The organism is Microbacterium sp. zg-B185 (assembly GCF_030246885.1).
Classification (GTDB): domain Bacteria; phylum Actinomycetota; class Actinomycetes; order Actinomycetales; family Microbacteriaceae; genus Microbacterium.
On sequence record NZ_CP126739.1, the window covers coordinates 1,833,807 to 1,853,182 of the forward strand.

The window sequence follows — 19,376 nt, forward strand, 5'->3', positions numbered from 1 at the left end:
TCGACCATAATGGACGCGTGCACAGCCTTGACCAAGACCGAGCCGGCAGTCGTACCGGGACCACCAGCGCCGTGCGCATCAACCCCAGCATCCTCGCCGCCGACTTCGTGAACATGCAGGCCGAACTGGCGCGGATCGAGGGTGCCGACTTCGTCCACGTCGACGTCATGGACAACCATTTCGTGCCGAACCTGACCTTCGGTCCGCAGATGGTCTCGCGCATCCAGGACACCAGCCCGGTGCCGCTGGACGTGCATCTGATGATCGACCAGCCGGAGCGGTGGGCGCCGGACTACGCGCAGCTCGGTGCCGCCTCGGTCACCTTCCACCTGGAGGCAGCGACCGATCCGGTCGCGCTGGCGCGGCGGCTGCGTGCCATCGGGTCCCGCGCCGGGATCGCGGTCAAGCCGGCCACGCCGATCGAGGGGCTGTTCGACGTGCTGGACGAGTTCGACCAGATCCTGGTGATGACCGTCGAACCGGGCTTCGGCGGGCAATCCTTCATGCCGGAGACGATGCCGAAGCTGCGCCTGCTCTCCGACGAGGCCCGCCGCCGCGGATCTTCGGTGTGGCTGCAGGTCGACGGCGGCATCGGCGAGTCCACGATCGCCCAGGCGGCCGAAGCGGGCGCGGACACCTTCGTCGCAGGCTCCGCCGTCTTCGGGGCGGCCGATCCGGGCGCCGCGATCTCCTCCCTGCGCGCCTCGGCGGGCCGCCACCGGCACACGCACTGAAAGGACAGCCATGGAGTCGGTCGCACCACCTCCGGACGAGCCGCCCGCTGCGCCCGCGCGGCCCGCGGCCCGCGGCCTGCGGGCAGCGGCAGCCCGGCCGGCGCGGCCCGCGGCCCGCGGCCTGCGGGCAGCGGCGGCCCGCCCGGCGCGGCACGTGCTCAGTGCGTACAGCGGGGAGCACGGGGTCTACGGCATCGTCCTGGTGACCGCGCTGATCGCGGTGGGCTGGGATGACGACACCGATCTGGAGGTGCTGGTGTTCGTGGTCGGCACCGTCCTGGTGTTCTGGCTCGCGCACATCTACGCCTCCGTGGTGGCCAGCCGGGCCGCCGCACCCCCGATGCCCCTGCGCGCGGCTCTGAGCCACGGCATCCGGCACAGCTCCGGCATGCTCGTGGCCATGCTGGTCCCCGCGCTGCTGCTGTCGCTGGGGGCGCTCGGGCTGGTCGAGGAGTACACCGCGTACTTCCTCGCGCTCGGCAGCGGCCTGGTGATGCTCGCGCTCATCGGCTACGCGAACGCGGCCCGCAACGGCAGCTCGTGGGGCTGGCGACTGGCCGGCATCGCGTCCACCACGGTGCTCGGGGCGCTGGTGATCGGGCTGAGCATCCTCGCGCACTGACCCCATCGGCGTCGGGGGCCGCCCCGGTTCGGTACCCTGGCAATGTGAAGACGTTCGACACGCTGTTCGCTGAGCTGACCGCCAAGGCAGCCGCCCGACCCGAAGGATCGGGAACGGTCGCGCAGCTTGACGCGGGCGTGCACGCGATCGGCAAGAAGATCGTCGAAGAGGCGGCCGAGGTCTGGATGGCAGCCGAATACGAGTCGACGGATGCCGCGGCCGAGGAGATCTCGCAGCTGCTGTACCACCTGCAGGTGCTGATGCTCGCCAAGGGCCTCAGCCTCGAAGATGTCTACCGACATCTCTGAGCCGCACCCCGCCGACCGCCCCGAATCCGAAAGCTCCTCCGCCATGCTGCGAATCGCCGTGCCGAACAAGGGGTCGCTCGCCGACACCGCCGCCGAGATGCTCCAGGAGGCCGGGTACATCGGCCGCCGGGACCCCAAAGACCTCCACGTGATCGACCCCGCCAACGAGGTCGAGTTCTTCTACCTGCGCCCCAAGGACATCGCCACCTACGTCGGCTCCCGCGCGCTGGATGTGGGGATCACCGGACGCGATCTGCTGATGGATGCCCGCATGCCCGGCGCGCGCGAGATCGAGGCGCTCGGCTTCGGGGAATCGACGTTCCGCTTCGCCTCCCCGCCCGGCGCGTTCACCTCCGTGGAGGACCTCGAGGGCGTCCGTGTCGCGACCGCGTACCCGGGACTGGTGGACGGCTTCCTGGACGAGCGCGGCGTCGCGGTCGATCTGGTTCCGCTGGACGGTGCAGTGGAATCGGCGGTGCGCCTGGGTGTCGCGGATGCCGTCGCCGATGTCGTCTCGACCGGCACCACGCTGCGTCAGGCAGGCCTGGAGATCTTCGGTCCGGTGATCCTGGAGTCCGAAGCCGTGCTGATCGGGGGACCCGAGGAGGTCCGCGGCACCGACACCCTGCTGCGCAGACTGCGCGGCGTGATGGTGGCGCGCCGCTTCGTGCTGATCGACTACGACCTGCCGGTGCACCTGATCGATGCCGCTGTGGCGATCGCACCCGGCATCGAATCGCCGACGATCTCTCCGCTGCGCGACCCGGAGTGGGTGGCGGTGCGCGTGATGAGCGCGCGCAAGGACGTGAACCAGGTCATGGACGCGCTGTACGCCATCGGCGCGCGGGCCATCCTGGTCACGGCCATCCACAACGCGAGGCTGTAGCGATGGCCGTGGTCTGCCGAGTCATCCCGTGCCTGGACGTGGCGGCGGGACGCGTCGTGAAGGGCGTGAACTTCGAGAACCTGCGCGACATGGGCGATCCGGTGCAGCTGGCGCGCGAGTACTTCGCGCAGGGCGCCGACGAGCTGACCTTCCTGGATGTCACCGCCACCGTCGATGAGCGCGCCACGACATACGACGTGGTCAGACGCACCGCCGAAGAGGTCTTCATTCCGCTCACCGTCGGGGGCGGGGTCCGCTCGGCCGAGGACGTGGCACGGCTGCTGGGCGTCGGCGCCGACAAGGTGGGCGTCAACTCCGCAGCGATCGCCCGGCCCGAGCTGGTCTCGGAGATCGCGGACCGCTTCGGCGCGCAGGTGCTCGTCCTCTCGCTCGATGTGAAGCGGGCGCCCGGTACCCACTCCGGGTTCGTGGTCACCACGCACGGCGGTCGCACCCTGACCACGCTGGACGCACTCGACTGGGCGCGAGAGGCCATCGAGCGCGGCGCGGGTGAGCTGCTGGTCAACTCGATCGACGCGGACGGCACCAAAGCCGGGTTCGATCTGGAACTGGTCTCGCTCATGCGCGAGGCCGCCAGCGTTCCCGTGATCGCGTCCGGCGGAGCGGGCCGTGCCGAGGACTTCGCACCGGCCATCGCGGCAGGTGCCGACGCCGTCCTGGCAGCCAGCGTCTTCCACTCCGGTCAGCTGACCGTCGGCGACGTGAAAGCGGCCATGGCCGCCGAAGGGATCGAGGTGCGTGCGTGACCGACACCGTGGACGAACGCATCGCGCGGGTCGCCTTCACCCCCGAAGGGCTGGTGGCCGCGATCATCCAGCAGTGGGACACGCGAGAGGTCCTGATGCTGGGGTGGATGGACGCCGAGGCGCTGCGCCGCACGCTCACGACGGGGCGCGTGACCTTCTGGTCCCGCTCCCGCCGCGAGTACTGGCGCAAGGGGGACACCTCCGGCAACATCCAGCTCGTGCGCAGCGCGCGCCTGGACTGCGACGGCGACGCCATCCTGGTGGAGGTCGACCAGGTCGGCCCCGCCTGCCACACCGGCACGCGCACCTGCTTCGACGCCGACGACCTGCACGCCGTACCCGGCCCGCCCAGATGATCCGGCGCGCCCGCCTCCTCGCCGTTCTGACCACGCTGGCCGTCGGCGCGATGGGCGTCATCTCCTCCACGCAGACCTGGCTGGTCGCGACGCTGGACGACGGAGCCCAGCACACGCTCGCCGTCGCCGGCGCCGCGGCGGTCCCCGTGCTCACCCCGCTGAGCCTGGCGGTGCTCGCCCTGGGCGCAGCGCTGTCGATCGTGGGCGTGGTGCTGCGGTACGTCTTCGGCGCCCTGACCGTGGCCATCGCCGCGCTGCTGGGCTGGCTGAGCGCACAGATCGCGATCCACAATCCGATCGCCGCGGTCGCCTCCACCGTCACCACCGCCACCGGGATCACCGGCGAAGATGCCGTCGCCGAGCTGGTGTCCTCGGTGACCGCCACACCCTGGCCCGCCGTGACCCTGGCAGGCAGCATCGTGCTGCTCGCGGCGGGGCTGTTCACACTCGTTTCCGCCCGCTTCTGGGGCAGGAGCGGGCACAAGTACGACGCCGATGCGGGGTCCTCGGCCGCCGCCGACCCGGCATCCCGCCCGTTCGACGCCGTCGACTCGTGGGATGACATCTCCCGCGGCGCCGACCCGACCGCGGGGCCGACGGTCGGACCCCGCTAGACTTGCCGCACCCGCGCTATCCCGGAGGAAATTCAATGAGCAACCCCATCGGCGACCCTGGTCACGGACACTCGCCTGCCGCATGGACCGCCGTCATCATCATGCTTGCGGCGGTCACGCTCGGCACGGTCGCCTACTGGTTCGACGTGGCGTGGCTGGTGTGGGCGTCCGCTGCTCTTCTCGTGGTCGGCGCGCTGGTCGGCTGGGGTCTTTCCAAGGCGGGCTACGGAGTCAACGGCTCGAAGTACACCCCGAAAGAGCATTGAACATGCTCGCCGACCTCACGGCCGGCGCGGTTCAGGATGCCGAGGCCCGTGCCTCCGTGCGGCCCCTCGCCGCGGTCGAACAGGCGGCGCTCGCGCAACCCGCCGCGCGGGACGCGCTCGCTTTCCTGGCACCCGCACCCCGGGTGAAGATCATCGCCGAGGTCAAGCGGGCCAGCCCGTCGCGCGGTGACCTGGCGGCGATTCCGGACCCCGCACTGCAGGCCCGCCGGTACGAGCAGGGCGGCGCATCCGCGATCTCCGTGCTCACCGAGGGCCGCCGGTTCAAGGGCAGCCTCGCCGACCTGGAAGCAGTGCACGCGGCCGTCGAGCTGCCGGTCCTGCGCAAGGACTTCATCGCGACGGAGTATCAGGTGCTCGAAGCGCGCGCGTCCGGAGCGGATCTCGTGCTGCTGATCGTCGCGAGCCTCGAGCAGGACCTGCTCGAGCGGCTGCACGCGCTCACGATCCAGCTCGGCATGACTGCGCTGGTGGAGACGCACTCCGCCGACGAGGTCGCCCGTGCTGCCGACGTCGGTGCCCGCCTGATCGGCGTGAACGCACGCGACCTTTCGACGTTCGCCCTGGACCGCGACCTGTTCGGCCGACTGGCCGAAGGCATTCCCGCGGACGCGATCAAGATCGCCGAGTCGGCGGTGCTCGCTCCGGCCGACGTCGCACATTACCGAACCGCCGGCGCCGACGTGGTGCTCATCGGCGAAGCCCTGGTGACGGGGGATCCCGTCGCCACCCTGACTGCTTTCCTGGAGGCTGGATCATGAGTCTGCGTGAGGCACCCGGACCCTACTTCGGCGAGTTCGGCGGGCGTTTCATGCCCGAGTCGCTCGTCGCCGCGATCGACGAACTGACCGCCGTCTACGAGGACGCGATGGCCGACCCGGCCTTCCAGGCCGAGTTGCTCGGCCTGCTGCACTCGTACGCCGGACGGCCCTCGGCTCTGACCGAGGTGCCCCGGTTCGCCGCGCACGCCGGCGGAGGACGGATCTTCCTCAAGCGGGAGGATCTGAACCACACCGGCTCGCACAAGATCAACAACGTGCTCGGCCAGGCGCTGCTGACCAAGCGCCTCGGCAAGACCCGGGTCATCGCCGAGACGGGCGCCGGTCAGCACGGCGTGGCGACGGCCACGGCTGCCGCTCTGTTCGGGTTCGACTGCACCATCTACATGGGCGAGGTCGACACGCAGCGCCAGGCGCTGAACGTCGCCCGAATGCGCCTGCTCGGCGCCGAGGTGATTCCGGTCACCACGGGATCGCGCACGCTCAAGGACGCCATCAACGACGCCTACCGCGACTGGGTGGCGAGCGTGGAGACGACGAACTACATCTTCGGCACGGCCGCCGGACCGCACCCGTTCCCGGCGATGGTGCGCGACTTCCAGCGCATCATCGGCGAAGAGGCGCGCGCGCAGCTGCTGGATGAGATCGGCCGTCTTCCCGATGCCGTCTTCGCCTGCGTCGGGGGCGGATCCAACGCCATCGGCATGTTCGATGCGTTCCTGGACGACGACGGCGTCGCGCTGTACGGCGTGGAGGCGGCCGGCGACGGTGTGGACACGCCCCGGCACGCGGCTTCGATCGAACGCGGTCGCCCCGGCATCCTGCACGGTGCGAAGACTTTCGTGCTGCAGGACGAGGACGGTCAGACGGTCGAGTCCCACTCCATCTCCGCGGGCCTGGACTACCCCGGTGTGGGCCCCGAGCATGCCTGGCTGGCCTCCATCGGACGCGCCGAGTACATCCCGGCGACGGACGACGAAGCGATGCAGGCGCTGCGGCTGCTGTCCGAGACCGAGGGGATCATCCCCGCGATCGAATCCGCCCACGCCCTGGCCGGAGCCATCCGCATCGGCCGGGAGATGGGCCCGGATGCCGTGATCGCGATCTGCCTGTCCGGTCGTGGCGACAAGGACATGGACACCGCGGCCCGCTACTTCGAGCTGTACGACGCCAACGCGGCGCTGGAGGGACCGCCCGTGGCGGCACCGCCCCCCGCCGACGCAGCCAAGGGCGAGGGGACCGAGCTGTGAGCTCACGCGTATCGGCCGCGATCGATGCAGCGCACGCGGACGGGCGCGGCGCGTTCGTCGGCTACCTGCCCGTGGGCTTCCCCGACCTGCAGACCAGCATCGACGCCGCGGTCACCATCGCCGAGAACGGCGTCGACGTGCTCGAGCTGGGTCCGCCGTACTCGGACCCGGTGATGGACGGCACGGTGATCCAGGAGGCGACCCAGGCCGCTCTGGCCGGAGGGTTCCGCCTGCGGGACACGTTCACTGCGGTGCGCGAGATCACGCGACGCGTGGAGGTCCCCGTGCTGGTGATGACGTACTGGAACCCGGTCATGCAGTACGGCGTCGACCGTTACGCCGACGACCTGCTCGCCGCCGGCGGTGCCGGACTGATCACCCCCGACATCACGCCCGACGCCGCAGCAGACTGGATCGCCGCCAGTGAGCGCACCGGCCTGGACCGCGTCTTCCTGGCCGCACCGACCTCCACCGATGAGCGTCTGGACATGATCGTGAAGGCCTCCACCGGCTTCGTCTACACGGTCTCGACGATGGGCATCACCGGAGAACGGGCGCAGCTGGACGCCGCGGCCCGCCGTCTGGTCGAAAGGCTCCGCACGCACGACGCGGATGCGCTGCGCGCGTGCGTGGGGATCGGCATCTCCACGGCGGACCAGGTCAGTGACGTGCTGGCATATGCCGATGGCGCCATCGTCGGCACCGCGTTGGTGCGCGCGCTGCGCGACGGAGGGCTGGAGGCACTGGCCGAGACCACTCGGGCGCTGTCTGCCGGTACCCGGCGCCGCGCCTAGACTCGTACGCATGTTGTTCGCCCCAACGAGCGCGGTCCACGGTGTGCTCGCCAGCATCCCGAGCCCGACGGTCAGCTATTTCGACATCGGACCCCTGCGGATCCATGTCTACGCACTGTGCATCATCGCCGGCATCATCGCCGCGGTGCTGCTCACGAACTGGCGCCTGACCCGCCGCGGCGCCGAGCCCTGGGTGGTCATCGACATCTGCCTCATCGCGGTGCCGCTGGGGATCATCGGGGCGCGGATCTTCCACGTGCTCACCCATCCCGGGTACTACTTCGCAGAGGGCGCGGACTTCTGGGCGGTCTTCCGCATCTGGGAGGGCGGGATCGCGATCTACGGCGCCCTCATCGGCGGCGCCATCGGCGCGTGGCTGGGCTGCCGGTGGACCGGCATCCGGTTCTGGACGTTCGCCGACGCGCTGGCACCGGGGCTGCTCCTGGCCCAGGCGATGGGCCGCTTCGGTAACTGGTTCAACCAGGAGCTGTTCGGCCTGCCCACGGATCTGCCGTGGGGCCTGGAGATCGACAGCGACAACCCCGCGTTCCCCGAGGGTCTGACACCGGGCACGCTCTTTCACCCCACGTTCCTCTACGAGGTGATCTGGAACTCGCTCGGTGTGCTGTTCCTGCTCTGGGTCGGCCGCAGGTTCCGCCTGCAGTGGGGCCGGCTGTTCGCCCTCTACCTCATCTGGTACAGCGCTGGCCGCATCGTCTGGGAGTCGATCCGCCTGGATCCGAGCGAGATCATCCTGGGGCTGCGCAGCAACGTCTGGGCCGCCATCATCGGAGTCCTGCTCGGTCTGGCCCTCTTCTTCATCCAGAAACGGCGGCACCCGGGGCTGGAGCCCTCGCCCTATGTCCCCGGCCGCGAATGGTCGCCGCCAGGCACTGTACAATCGCAAGGCGACTTCGTCGACGTCAGCGAACCACCGGCCGACGAACTCGTTACGGGCACCGCCACAAGCACAGTCGCCTCGAAGTAGCGGTTCACCGAACGGTGAACCGGCTTCCGCAATTCAGGGCCGACGTCGTCCCATCATGAACATGGATGTGAGGACGGTAGGTATGTCTTCGAGCCTCGGTCTTGAACGGCACGGGCACGGCACCGCCGAGCACGCTTTCGGCACGCTTCCGCCGAAGCAGGGCATGTACAACCCTGCCTTCGAGAAGGACGCCTGCGGGCTGGCGATGGTGGCGACCCTGCGCGGCGAGGCGGGGCACGACATCATCGATCTCGCCCTGACCGCGCTGCGCAATCTCGAGCACCGCGGTGCCATCGGCTCCGATGCCGGCACCGGAGACGGCGCCGGCATCCTCACCCAGATGCCCGACGCTTTCCTGCGTGCTGTCGTGGACTTCGCGCTGCCGCCGGTGGGGGAGTACGCCGCCGGCATGATCTTCCTGCCCCGCGACGAGGAGCTGCGGGCGGCCGAGAAGTCCGGGATCGAGCGCATCGCCGCGGCCGAGAACCTCGTCGTGCTCGGGTGGCGCGAGGTGCCGACCGTCGATGAGCATCTCGGCAAACTGGCTTTCGGGGCCCGGCCCGTGTTCGAGCAGCTGTTCGTGTCGCGTCCCGCTGTCGGCGACCAGGCGGCACTGTCCGGGATCGCGCTGGACAGGCGGGTCTTCCGTCTGCGCAAGCGCGCCGGCAACGAGCTGGGCTCCTACATCGTCTCGCTCTCGTCCCGGACGCTCGGATACAAGGGCATGGTCACCACCCTGCAGCTGGAGCCGTTCTACCCCGACCTGCAGGACGAGCGATTCGCGTCGGAGCTGGCCGTGGTGCACTCGCGCTACTCCACCAACACCTTCCCGTCGTGGCCGCTGGCCCAGCCGCTGCGGATGCTCGCGCACAACGGCGAGATCAACACCGTGCGCGGAAACCGCAACTGGATGCGCGCGCGTCAGTCGCAGCTGGAATCCGAACTGCTGGGCGAGATCGATCCGCTGCTGCCGATCTGCACCGAAGGGGCGAGCGACTCCGCGTCGTTCGACGAGGTCCTCGAACTTCTGACGCTGACCGGCCGGAGCCTTCCACACGCGATCATGATGATGGTCCCGGAGGCCTACGAGAAGCAGGCCGACATCGATCCGAAGCTGCGCGCCTTCTACGACTACCACTCCATGCAGATGGAGCCGTGGGACGGGCCGGCCGCACTCATCTTCACCGACGGCACGCTCGTCGGCGCGACCCTGGACCGCAACGGACTGCGTCCGGGCCGGTGGACCGAGACGACCGACGGTCTGATCGTGATCGGCAGCGAAACGGGCGTGCTCGACTTCGCGCCGGAGCGGATCAAGCGCCGCGGACGGCTGCGTCCGGGGCGGATGTTCCTGGTCGACACCGCGTCGCGCCGGATCGTCGAAGAGGACGAGATCAAGGCGCAGCTGGCCGACCAGGAGCCGTGGGCGGAATGGCTCGACGCGGGACGGGTGCGGCTGGCGGATCTGCCCGAGCGCGAGCACATCGTGCATCCGATCGCCTCGATCACCCGGCGTCAGCGCACGTTCGGCTACACCGAGGAGGAGGTCCGCATCCTCCTGACCCCGATGGGCCAGACCGGCGCGGAGCCGCTCGGCGCGATGGGCAGCGACACGCCGGTGGCCGTCCTCAGTGAGCGCCCCCGCCTGCTGTTCGACTACTTCACGCAGCAGTTCGCCCAGGTGACCAACCCGCCGCTGGACTCGATCCGCGAAGAGGTGGTCACCAGCCTGAAACTCGGCCTCGGCCCGGAGTCCAACCTGCTGTCCTGGGGTCCCGGGCACGCTCGGTCTGTCACCCTGGATTTCCCGGTCATCGACAACGACGAGCTCGCGAAGATCCAGCACATCCAGCGCGCCCTGCCGGAACGTTCCAGCGCGACGATCCGCGGCCTCTATCACTTCGACGCCGGCCCGGACCAGATGCGCCAGCGCATCGACGAGATGTGCGTCGAGGTGGACGAGGCGATCGACCGCGGTGCGGAGTTCCTCATCCTGTCCGACCGCGACTCGAACAAGGATCTCGTCCCCATCCCTTCGCTGCTGATGGTCTCGGCGATCCACCATCACCTGATCCGCCGGCAGAACCGCATGAAGGTCGGCCTGATCGTTGAAGCGGGTGACGTGCGCGAGGTGCACCACGTCGCCACGCTCATCGGATACGGCGCGTCCGCGGTCAACCCGTATCTGGCGATGGAGACGGTGGAGTCGCTGGTGCGGACCGGCTACATCACCGGCATCCCGCCGGAGAAGGCGGTCAAGAACCTCATCTACGCGCTCGGCAAGGGCGTCCTGAAGATCATGTCGAAGATGGGCATCTCCACCGTGTCCTCCTACGCCGGAGCGCAGGCGTTCGAGGCGGTCGGTCTGAGTGAGGAGTTCGTGGACCGGTACTTCACCGGCACGGAGTCCAAGCTCGGCGGCATCGGCATTCAGCACATCGCCGCCGAGAACCAGGCCCGTCACGACTACGCCTACCCCGAGGATGCCGCGGTGCGCGCGCACGAACGGCTCTGGACCGGCGGGGAATACCAGTGGCGGCGAGACGGATCCCCGCATCTGTTCAACCCGGACACCGTGTTCCGCCTGCAGCACGCGACCCGCACGCGTCGTTACGACATCTTCCGCGAGTACACCAGGCTCGTGGACGACCAGGCATCCGAATTGAAGACCCTGCGCGGCATGTTCGCACTGCGCTCCGGAGTGCGCAGCCCGATCCCGATCGACGAGGTCGAACCGGTCTCCGCCATCGTGAAGCGGTTCTCCACGGGAGCCATGAGCTACGGCTCCATCTCGCGCGAGGCCCACGAAACGCTGGCGATCGCGATGAACCGCCTGGGCGGCAAGTCCAACACCGGGGAGGGCGGCGAGGACGTCGACCGGCTCCTGGATCCCGAGCGCCGCAGCGCGATCAAGCAGGTCGCCTCCGGCCGTTTCGGTGTGACCAGCCTTTACCTGACCAAAGCGGACGACATCCAGATCAAGCTCGCCCAGGGCGCCAAGCCCGGCGAGGGCGGTCAGCTGCCGCCGACCAAGGTCTATCCGTGGGTCGCGCGTACGCGGCACGCGACGGCCGGCGTGGGACTGATCTCGCCGCCGCCGCATCACGACATCTACTCGATCGAAGACCTCAAGCAGCTGATCTTCGACCTCAAACGCGCGAACCCCGCAGCCCGGGTGCATGTCAAGCTGGTCAGCCAGTCGGGCATCGGCGCGGTCGCCGCCGGCACTGCCAAGGCTCTGGCCGACGTCATCCTGGTCTCCGGCCACGACGGCGGAACCGGAGCGAGCCCGCTGAACTCACTGAAGCACGCAGGCACCCCGTGGGAGCTCGGGCTGGCTGAGACCCAGCAGACCCTGATGCTCAACGGCATGCGCGACCGTGTGGTGGTCCAGGTCGACGGCCAGCTCAAGACCGGTCGGGACGTCATCATCGGCGCGCTGCTGGGCGCCGAGGAGTTCGGCTTCGCCACGGCGCCTCTGGTGGTCTCCGGCTGCGTCATGATGCGCGTCTGCCACTTGGACACCTGTCCCGTCGGGGTCGCCACGCAGAACCCGGTCCTGCGCGAACGGTTCACCGGCAAGCCCGAGTTCGTCGTCAATTTCATGGAGTTCATCGCCGAGGAGGTCCGCGAGTACCTCGCGGAGCTCGGCTTCCGCTCGCTCGAAGAAGCGGTCGGCCACCACGAGATGCTGGACATCAACGGCGCGGTGGAGCACTGGAAGGCCAGCGGGCTGGACCTCGCGCCGATCCTGGCCGGACCCGAGTTCGGTCCGGACCAGGCGCGGCGCAACACCCGCCCGCAGCAGCACGAGCTGGAGGCGCACTTCGATGTCCCGCTCATCGAGGCGGCCCGGGACGTCATCGCGCACAGCGGCACCATCGAGTTCGACCTGCCCATCCGCAACACCGAGCGTGCGGTCGGCACGATGCTCGGCCATCACGTGACCCTCGCGCACGGGGAGAACGGGATGCCGTCCGGATCGATCGTGGTCAACCTCACCGGCTCGGCCGGTCAGTCCTTCGGTGCGTTCATGCCCGCCGGGATCACCCTGCGTCTGGAAGGCGACTCGAACGACTATGTCGGCAAGGGCCTCTCCGGCGGCCAGATCGTGATCCGTCCGCCGCGCGCCGCAACCTTCGACGCGTCGAAGAACGTGATCGCGGGCAACGTCATCGGATACGGCGCGACGCAGGGCACGATGTTCCTGCGCGGCGTCGTGGGGGAGCGGTTCTTCGTCCGCAACTCCGGTGCCACGGCCGTGGTGGAGGGCGTCGGCGACCACGCCCTGGAGTACATGACCGGCGGGCTCGCCGTGATCCTCGGCGCCACCGGGCGCAACCTGGGTGCGGGGATGTCCGGCGGCAGCGCCTACGTGTACCGCCTCGATCCGGCACTGGTCAACCGCGACGCGCTGGCCACCGGTGAGCTGGAACTCGGGGAACTGGGCTCCGGGGATGCCGAGATCCTCCGCGATCTGCTCCAGCAGCACCTTGCCGAGACGGACTCGACGCTCGCGGCATCCCTGCTGGCGAACTTCGACGCCGAACTGGACAATTTCGTCCGCGTCATGCCGCGCGACTACGCCGCGGTTCTGCTGACTCGTCAGGAGGCCGTGGCTGAAGGCCTCGACCCCGACGGCGACGTCGTCTGGACCCGCATCCTGGAGGTGACTGGTGGCTGACCCCAAAGGCTTTCTGAAGGTGACGGAGCGCGAACTGCCTCCTCGTCGACCGGTGCCGGTGCGGATCATGGACTGGAAAGAGGTCTACGAGCCGGGCGATTCTGCAGTGCTGCGCCGTCAGGCGGGGCGCTGCATGGACTGCGGCATCCCGTTCTGCCACAAGGGATGCCCGCTGGGCAATCTCATTCCGGAGTGGAACGACCTGACCTGGCGGGGTGAGGGGCGTTCGGCTATCGAGCGTCTGCACGCCACCAACAACTTCCCGGAGTTCACCGGCCGGCTCTGCCCCGCGCCATGCGAGAGCTCCTGCGTTCTGGGCATCAACCAGCCCGCCGTCACGATCAAGCAGATCGAAGTGTCGATCATCGACGAGGCGTTCGCGAACGGCTGGGTGGAGCCCGAACCGCCCGGCCGTCTGACCGGCAAGACCGTCGCGGTGGTCGGCTCCGGCCCCGCCGGGCTCGCCGCCGCCCAGCAGCTCACCCGCGCCGGGCACACGGTGGCGGTGTACGAGCGTGACGATCGGATCGGCGGACTTCTGCGGTACGGCATCCCGGATTTCAAGATGGAGAAGCGGCACCTCGAGCACCGGCTCCGTCAGATGCAGGATGAGGGCACCCGCTTCCGCGCCGGCGTCGCGATCGGCACCGACATCGCATGGAACGACCTGCGCGCCAGGTACGACGCGGTCGTGGTCGCGACCGGCGCCACGGTGCCGCGCGAACTGCCGATCCCGGGTCGCGATCTGGCCGGCGTTCATTTCGCGATGGAATACCTGACTGAATCGAACAAGGCTCTCGCCGGCGACGCGGTCCCCAACCAGATCACCGCCGAAGGCAAGCACGTCGTGGTCATCGGCGGCGGCGACACCGGAGCGGACTGCATCGGCACCGCGCATCGTCAGGGTGCGCTGAGCGTCACCAACCTCGCCATCGGCAAGCAGCCGCCCGGCGTGCGCCCGGATCATCAGCCGTGGCCGATGTCCCCGACGCTGTTCGAGGTGTCCTCGGCACACGAGGAGGGCGGCGAGCGATCGTATCTGGCATCGACCGTCGAGTTCCTCGGCAACAACGGGGGAGAGGTGCGCGCCCTGCGTGTCGCCGAGACCGAGTTCGTGGATGGCCGCCGCGTGCCCAGGAGCGGCACCGAACGCGAGATTCCTGCTGATCTGGTGCTGATCGCCATGGGCTTCACCGGCCCCGAGCGCACCCTCCTCGAGGAGCAGCTCGGCGCGCGGTTCACATCGCGCGGCAGCCTCGATCGCGAAGACGACTACCAGACGAGCTCACCGGGCGTGTTCGTGGCGGGCGACGCCGGCCGCGGTCAGTCGCTGATCGTCTGGGCCATCGCCGAGGGGCGGGCCGCCGCGGCGAAGGTGGACGAGTACCTGATGGGTGCGACATCGCTGCCCGCACCGGTGCTCCCGTCCGATGTCGCGATCGGCCTGCAGCGCGCGTAGGCTTGCCGCGGCAACTCTGCCGCACCCCCACTGAAGCACTCGGAGTGAAATTACCGATGAGACGTGCCAAGATCGTCGCCACGTTGGGACCCGCCACCTCCACATACGAGCAGGTCCGAGCGATCATCGATGCGGGTGTCGACGTCGCACGCATGAACCTCAGCCACGGAGATCACACCGTGCACGAGACGAACTTCGCCAACGTGCGCAAGGCGGCCGACGATGCCGGCCGCGCTGTTGCCATCCTGGTCGACCTGCAGGGGCCCAAGATCCGGCTCGGCAAGTTCGCCGACGGCCCGCATGATCTCGCCGTCGGCGACATCTTCAAGATCACCGTGGACGACGTCCCCGGCACCAAGGAGCTCGTCTCCACGACGTACAAGGGTCTGCCGGCCGATGTCCACCCCGGCGATTTCCTGCTGATCGACGACGGCAAGGTCAAGGTCGAGGTCGTCGAGACCGACGGCACGGTCGTCACGACCAAGGTGCTGGTGGCCGGCCCGGTGTCCAACAACAAGGGCATCAACCTCCCCGGCGTCGCCGTCAACGTTCCCGCACTGTCGGAGAAGGACGAGGACGACCTGCGCTGGGGCCTGCGCATCGGCGCGGACATCATCGCCCTGTCGTTCGTGCGCGACGCCAAGGACGTGCAGCGCGTGCACGTCATCATGGCCGAAGAGGGACGTCGCGTCCCCGTGATCGCCAAGATCGAGAAGCCGCAGGCCGTCGATCACCTCGAGGAGATCATCGACGCGTTCGACGGCATCATGGTCGCCCGTGGCGACCTGGGCGTCGAGCTTCCGCTGGAAGCGGTGCCGATCGTCCAGAAGCGGGCCGTCGAGCTGTGCCGACGGATGGCCAAGCCCGTCATCGTCGCGACGCAGATGCTCGAGTCGATGATCGACAACCCCGTCCCCACCCGTGCCGAGACCTCGGACGTCGCCAACGCGGTCCTTGACGGCGCCGACGCGGTCATGCTCTCCGGAGAGACCAGTGTGGGCAAGTACCCGGTCGTCGTGGTCGAGACGATGGCCAGGATCATCGCGTCGACCGAGGATCACGGCCTGGAGCGCATCGCACCGCTGAACACGAAGCCGCGCACGCAGGGCGGGGCCATCACGCTCGCTGCTATGGAAGTCGCCGACTTCGTCGATGCCAAGTACGTCTGCATCTTCACCGAGTCCGGCGACACGGCACGCCGCATGTCCCGCCTGCGGCCGCGATTCCCGATGATCAGCTTCACCCCCGATCCTGCCATCCGCCGCCGCATGGCGCTCACCTGGGGCATACAGTCGACCCTCGTGGAGCACGTCGCCCACACGGACCGCATGTTCATCCAGGTCGACGACTACTTCCTCTCCAACGACCTCGCGAAGGTCGGCGACAAGGTCGTGGTCATCTCCGGTTCCCCTCCAGGGATCATCGGCTCGACCAACGACATCCGCATTCACAAGATCGGCGACGCCGTCCACGGGAAGGCTCCCATCTACCAGTCGCGCGAGTGACGGCCCCCATATCCGAGAATGATCGCGCTCGCTAGGCTGAGCGCGATCATTCTCGTTAGGGGTGCCCGCGATGAACTTCTTCGGAGACTTCCTGTGGATCCTGCTGTGGATCTGCTATTTCACGGCCTACATCTTCGTCGTCGTCCTGGTGATCGGGGATCTGTTCCGCGACGAGGAGCTCAACGGCTGGTTCAAAGCACTGTGGATCATCTTCCTGGTCTTCCTGCCGTTCCTGACCGCCCTGGTGTACGTGATAGCGCGCGGCAAGGGCATGGCCGAGCGCAGCGGCGGCGGATACCGCACCGTGGCGGAGGCGGATGACTATCGCCCCGCCTCGTCGCGCACGCCGGCATCCGACATAGCCCAGGCCAAGGCTCTGCTGGATGCCGGGACCATCAGCCAGGGCGAATTCGACGCGCTCAAGAGCAAGGCCCTGGGCAACCAGTACTTCGGCACCTGAGCGCCGTGCTGGCGCCCCCACCCGGTCAGCCCGCCGTTCTGCGGATGCGTCCGACCCCGCGCGGTGGACGTCGACGTGCCGCGGCGGATGTGAAACGCCCCTAGACCGGCGGGGAGCGGAATCCTTCACCTGAACCCTGCCGCGGACTAGCGTGGGGTCGTGTCCGCACCCGCGACCGATACACGCACCGCGCACGCCGCCGGCGTGCGGCGGCTGCTCGAGAGCTACTGGGCGCTGCCGCCGGGCGCGCAGGTCCGGCTCGCCAAGCGCACCTCGAACCTGTTCCGCTCGCGTTCGGAAACTGCCGCCCCTGGCCTGGACACGTCAGGGTTGACGGGAGTCATCGGCGTCGATCCTGAGGGTCGCACGGCGGACGTCGCCGGCATGTGCACCTACGAGGATCTCCTCGCTGCGACACTGCCGCAGGGGTTGGCACCCCTCGTCGTGCCGCAACTGAGGACGATCACGCTCGGCGGAGCGGTCACGGGCCTGGGCATCGAGTCGACGTCTTTCCGAAGCGGGCTGCCGCATGAATCGGTCCTCGAGATGGACATTCTCACCGGCGCGGGGGAGGTGATCACGGCATCCCCGAGCGAGCACGCCGACCTGTACCGGGCGTTCCCCAATTCATACGGCACTCTCGGCTACGCGGTGCGTCTGCGCATCGAACTCGAGACGGTCCAGCCGTTCGTGACCCTCCGGCACATACGCTTTCACACGATCGCCGATCTGATGGCGGCGATGGACCGCATCGTCGCGTCGCGTTGCCTGGACGACGTGGCGGTGGACTATCTCGACGGCGTGGTGTTCGGCGCCGACGAGAGCTACCTGTGCGTCGGGACGAAGAGCTCCGTGCCCGGCGCGGTCAGCGACTACACGGGTCGACAAATCTATTACCGGTCCATCCGGCACGACGACGCCGGGAAAGCCGACCGGCTCACCATCCACGACTACCTCTGGCGGTGGGACACCGACTGGTTCTGGTGCTCGGCGGCGTTCGGGGCGCAACACCCCCTCGTCCGTCGCGTGTGGCCCCGGCGCTACCTCCGCAGCGCCACGTACAGCAGGCTGATGGGGCTGGAACGCCGATTCGACATCGGCGATCGCCTGGAGAAGCTGCACGGGCGCCCCGCGCGCGAGCGCGTGATTCAGGACATCGAAGTGCCGATCGCCCGGTGCGCCGATTTTGTCGAATGGTTTCTCGGGAACGTGCCGATCACGCCGATCTGGCTCTGTCCGCTGCGATTGCGCGACCATGAAGCGTGGCCGCTCTACCCGCTGCATCCAGCCGCGACCTACGTCAACGTCGGCTTCTGGTCCACCGTGCCGGTCGGGGCGACCCAAGGCGAGACGAATCGGCTGATCGAGCAGAAGGTGCGCGAGCTCGACGGGCACAAATCGCTGTACTCCGACGCGTTCTATTCACGGGAGGACTTCGACTCGCTCTACGGCGGGGCCGACTACCGAGCGGCGAAAAGGCGGTACGACCCCGACGCGAGACTGCTCGACCTCTATCAGAAGGCGGTGCAACGACGATGACCACATCCAAGGAACGGACGGATGCCTCGGCCGATGGCGGCGCGGCCGTGACGGGCGACGCGGAGTCCGGAGAACTCACGCTCGCCGAGGTGCTCGAGATCTTCACGGCGGGCCGGCTGCCGCTGCGCTTCACCGCGTATGACGGCAGCACGGCCGGACCTCCCGACGCGCCCTTCGCCCTTGACCTGAAGACACCCCGCGGCACGACCTATCTCGTCACCGGGTTCGGCGATCTGGGGCTCGCGCGTGCCTACATCGCAGGCGATCTCGACATCCGAGGTGTGCACCCCGGCGACCCGTACGAGCTGCTCAAGACGCTCGAGAGCCTTGAGTTCACGCGACCATCGCCGCGGCTCATGGCCCGGATCATCCGCTCGATCGGCGTCGAGCATCTGCGCCCGGTCGCGCCGCCGCCGCAGGAGGTGCCCCCGCGCTGGAAGCGCATCGCCGGTGGCTTGCGGCACAGCAAGTCACGCGATGCGCAGGCGATCCACCACCACTACGACGTCTCGAACACCTTCTACGAGTGGGTGCTCGGCCCATCGATGACCTACACGTGCGCGTGCTACCCGCACCTCGACGCTTCGCTCGAGGAGGCACAGGAGAACAAGTACCGCCTCGTGTTCGACAAGCTGCGGCTGAAGCCGGGGGACCGGCTGCTCGACGTCGGATGCGGCTGGGGCGGCATGGTGCGCTACGCCGCTCGTCGGGGTGTCCACGCCCTCGGAGTGACGCTGTCGCAGGAGCAGGCCGGGTGGGCGCAGCGCGCCATCGCCGGCGAAGGGCTGGAGCATGCTGATGTGCGGTACGGCGACTACCGCGGTATCGCCGAGACCGGTTTCGACGCGGTGTCGTCGATCGGGCTGCTCGAGCACATCGGGGTGCGCAACTACCCGGCGTACTTCCGCTTCCTGCGCTCGCGGATACGCCCGGGAGGCCTGCTGCTCAACCACTGCATCACCCGCAGTGACAACAAGACCGAGCCCGCGGCGCGGGGGTTCATCGACCGCTACGTCTTCCCGGACGGAGAGCTGACCGGTTCCGGTCGCATCATCACCGAGGCACAGGATGCCGGGCTCGAAGTGCTGCACGAGGAGAACCTGCGCCCTCACTACGCACTGACGCTCCGTGACTGGTGCGCGAACCTCGTCGAGCACTGGGACGAAGCGGTCACCGAGATCGGACTGCCCGCTGCGAAGGTGTGGGGCCTCTACATGGCCGGATCACGGCTCGCCTTCGAATCGGGCGGGATCGAGCTGCACCACGTTCTCGCCGTCAACTCCCGGGGGAACAGCGACGATGCCGACCTTCCGCTGCGGCCGTGGTGGACACCATAGCGGCATTCGG

General features: G+C 68.7%; 18 protein-coding genes. All 18 read left to right on the forward strand.

Annotated features, from left to right (window positions below):
* Positions 1-113 precede the first annotated feature (113 nt).
* The 18 genes from rpe to QNO12_RS08890 all read left to right on the forward strand — a co-directional run bounded on the left by rpe (position 114) and on the right by QNO12_RS08890 (position 19,366).
* Positions 114-734 (forward strand): ribulose-phosphate 3-epimerase, encoded by a 621-nt coding sequence (rpe, locus tag QNO12_RS08805; protein WP_374761047.1) that lies wholly within the window; start codon positions 114-116, stop codon positions 732-734.
* A 10-nt stretch (positions 735-744) separates the two neighbouring features.
* Positions 745-1,356 carry a hypothetical protein gene (locus tag QNO12_RS08810; protein WP_285177845.1) on the forward strand — a complete coding sequence of 204 codons (612 nt, stop codon included), beginning with the start codon at positions 745-747 and terminating at the stop codon, positions 1,354-1,356.
* 44 nt (positions 1,357-1,400) lie between these two features.
* Positions 1,401-1,664: a phosphoribosyl-ATP diphosphatase gene (locus QNO12_RS08815; protein ID WP_257502617.1), complete on the forward strand. Its 264-nt coding sequence runs from the start codon at positions 1,401-1,403 to the stop codon at positions 1,662-1,664.
* 43 nt (positions 1,665-1,707) lie between these two features.
* Positions 1,708-2,550, forward strand: coding sequence for an ATP phosphoribosyltransferase (gene hisG, locus QNO12_RS08820; RefSeq protein WP_257502643.1), 843 nt, complete (start codon positions 1,708-1,710; stop codon positions 2,548-2,550).
* 2 nt (positions 2,551-2,552) lie between these two features.
* Entirely contained in the window at positions 2,553-3,317 is a 765-nt protein-coding gene (gene hisF / locus QNO12_RS08825) for an imidazole glycerol phosphate synthase subunit HisF (protein ID WP_257502616.1), read from the forward strand.
* On the forward strand, positions 3,314-3,673 hold the full coding sequence (gene hisI, locus QNO12_RS08830; RefSeq protein ID WP_257502615.1) for a phosphoribosyl-AMP cyclohydrolase: 360 nt from the start codon (positions 3,314-3,316) through the stop codon (positions 3,671-3,673). The genes hisF and hisI overlap by 4 nt, the downstream gene beginning before the upstream one ends.
* Positions 3,670-4,287: a Trp biosynthesis-associated membrane protein gene (locus tag QNO12_RS08835; RefSeq protein ID WP_257502613.1), complete on the forward strand. Its 618-nt coding sequence runs from the start codon at positions 3,670-3,672 to the stop codon at positions 4,285-4,287. The genes hisI and QNO12_RS08835 overlap by 4 nt, the downstream gene beginning before the upstream one ends.
* Positions 4,288-4,322: 35 nt before the next feature.
* A complete protein-coding gene (locus QNO12_RS08840; RefSeq protein ID WP_257502612.1) occupies positions 4,323-4,553 on the forward strand; it encodes a DUF6704 family protein in 231 nt (76 codons plus the stop codon).
* A gap of 2 nt (positions 4,554-4,555) precedes the next feature.
* Entirely contained in the window at positions 4,556-5,332 is a 777-nt protein-coding gene (gene trpC, locus QNO12_RS08845) for an indole-3-glycerol phosphate synthase TrpC (RefSeq protein WP_257502611.1), read from the forward strand.
* The gene (gene trpB, locus QNO12_RS08850; RefSeq protein WP_257502610.1) at positions 5,329-6,600 is read left to right on the forward strand and encodes a tryptophan synthase subunit beta; all 1,272 of its coding nucleotides are present in this window, start codon (positions 5,329-5,331) and stop codon (positions 6,598-6,600) included. The genes trpC and trpB overlap by 4 nt, the downstream gene beginning before the upstream one ends.
* Entirely contained in the window at positions 6,597-7,394 is a 798-nt protein-coding gene (trpA, locus tag QNO12_RS08855; protein WP_257502609.1) for a tryptophan synthase subunit alpha, read from the forward strand. Before trpB ends, trpA begins: the two co-directional genes overlap by 4 nt.
* Positions 7,395-7,404: 10 nt before the next feature.
* Entirely contained in the window at positions 7,405-8,382 is a 978-nt protein-coding gene (gene lgt / locus QNO12_RS08860) for a prolipoprotein diacylglyceryl transferase (RefSeq protein ID WP_257502608.1), read from the forward strand.
* Positions 8,383-8,464: 82 nt separating this feature from the next.
* Entirely contained in the window at positions 8,465-13,066 is a 4,602-nt protein-coding gene (gene gltB, locus QNO12_RS08865) for a glutamate synthase large subunit (protein ID WP_502883265.1), read from the forward strand.
* On the forward strand, positions 13,059-14,525 hold the full coding sequence (locus QNO12_RS08870) for a glutamate synthase subunit beta (RefSeq protein WP_257502607.1): 1,467 nt from the start codon (positions 13,059-13,061) through the stop codon (positions 14,523-14,525). Before gltB ends, QNO12_RS08870 begins: the two co-directional genes overlap by 8 nt.
* A gap of 56 nt (positions 14,526-14,581) precedes the next feature.
* Positions 14,582-16,030, forward strand: a complete 1,449-nt coding sequence (pyk, locus tag QNO12_RS08875) for a pyruvate kinase (RefSeq protein WP_257502606.1) — start codon at positions 14,582-14,584, stop codon at positions 16,028-16,030.
* A gap of 70 nt (positions 16,031-16,100) precedes the next feature.
* Positions 16,101-16,490 (forward strand): SHOCT domain-containing protein, encoded by a 390-nt coding sequence (locus QNO12_RS08880; RefSeq protein ID WP_257502605.1) that lies wholly within the window; start codon positions 16,101-16,103, stop codon positions 16,488-16,490.
* Positions 16,491-16,649: 159 nt separating this feature from the next.
* Complete coding sequence (locus tag QNO12_RS08885) at positions 16,650-18,029, forward strand: FAD-binding oxidoreductase (protein ID WP_257502604.1); 1,380 nt, start codon at positions 16,650-16,652, stop codon at positions 18,027-18,029.
* Entirely contained in the window at positions 18,026-19,366 is a 1,341-nt protein-coding gene (locus tag QNO12_RS08890) for a class I SAM-dependent methyltransferase (RefSeq protein WP_257502603.1), read from the forward strand. The genes QNO12_RS08885 and QNO12_RS08890 overlap by 4 nt, the downstream gene beginning before the upstream one ends.
* Positions 19,367-19,376: the final 10 nt, after the last annotated feature.

Excerpts from the sequence above, each read along its gene's own strand:
- rpe (WP_374761047.1), top strand. The coding sequence starts at position 114 with ATGCAGGCCGAACTGGCGCGGATCGAGGGTGCCGACTTCGTCCACGTC.
- gltB (WP_502883265.1), top strand. The coding sequence starts at position 8,465 with ATGTCTTCGAGCCTCGGTCTTGAACGGCACGGGCACGGCACCGCCGAG.
- QNO12_RS08890 (WP_257502603.1), top strand. The coding sequence starts at position 18,026 with ATGACCACATCCAAGGAACGGACGGATGCCTCGGCCGATGGCGGCGCG.
- pyk (WP_257502606.1), top strand. The coding sequence starts at position 14,582 with ATGAGACGTGCCAAGATCGTCGCCACGTTGGGACCCGCCACCTCCACA.
- lgt (WP_257502608.1), top strand. The coding sequence starts at position 7,405 with ATGTTGTTCGCCCCAACGAGCGCGGTCCACGGTGTGCTCGCCAGCATC.
- hisF (WP_257502616.1), top strand. The coding sequence starts at position 2,553 with ATGGCCGTGGTCTGCCGAGTCATCCCGTGCCTGGACGTGGCGGCGGGA.
- hisG (WP_257502643.1), top strand. The coding sequence starts at position 1,708 with ATGCTGCGAATCGCCGTGCCGAACAAGGGGTCGCTCGCCGACACCGCC.
- QNO12_RS08835 (WP_257502613.1), top strand. The coding sequence starts at position 3,670 with ATGATCCGGCGCGCCCGCCTCCTCGCCGTTCTGACCACGCTGGCCGTC.
- QNO12_RS08840 (WP_257502612.1), top strand. The coding sequence starts at position 4,323 with ATGAGCAACCCCATCGGCGACCCTGGTCACGGACACTCGCCTGCCGCA.
- trpB (WP_257502610.1), top strand. The coding sequence starts at position 5,329 with ATGAGTCTGCGTGAGGCACCCGGACCCTACTTCGGCGAGTTCGGCGGG.
- QNO12_RS08810 (WP_285177845.1), top strand. The coding sequence starts at position 745 with ATGGAGTCGGTCGCACCACCTCCGGACGAGCCGCCCGCTGCGCCCGCG.
- trpC (WP_257502611.1), top strand. The coding sequence starts at position 4,556 with ATGCTCGCCGACCTCACGGCCGGCGCGGTTCAGGATGCCGAGGCCCGT.
- QNO12_RS08880 (WP_257502605.1), top strand. The coding sequence starts at position 16,101 with ATGAACTTCTTCGGAGACTTCCTGTGGATCCTGCTGTGGATCTGCTAT.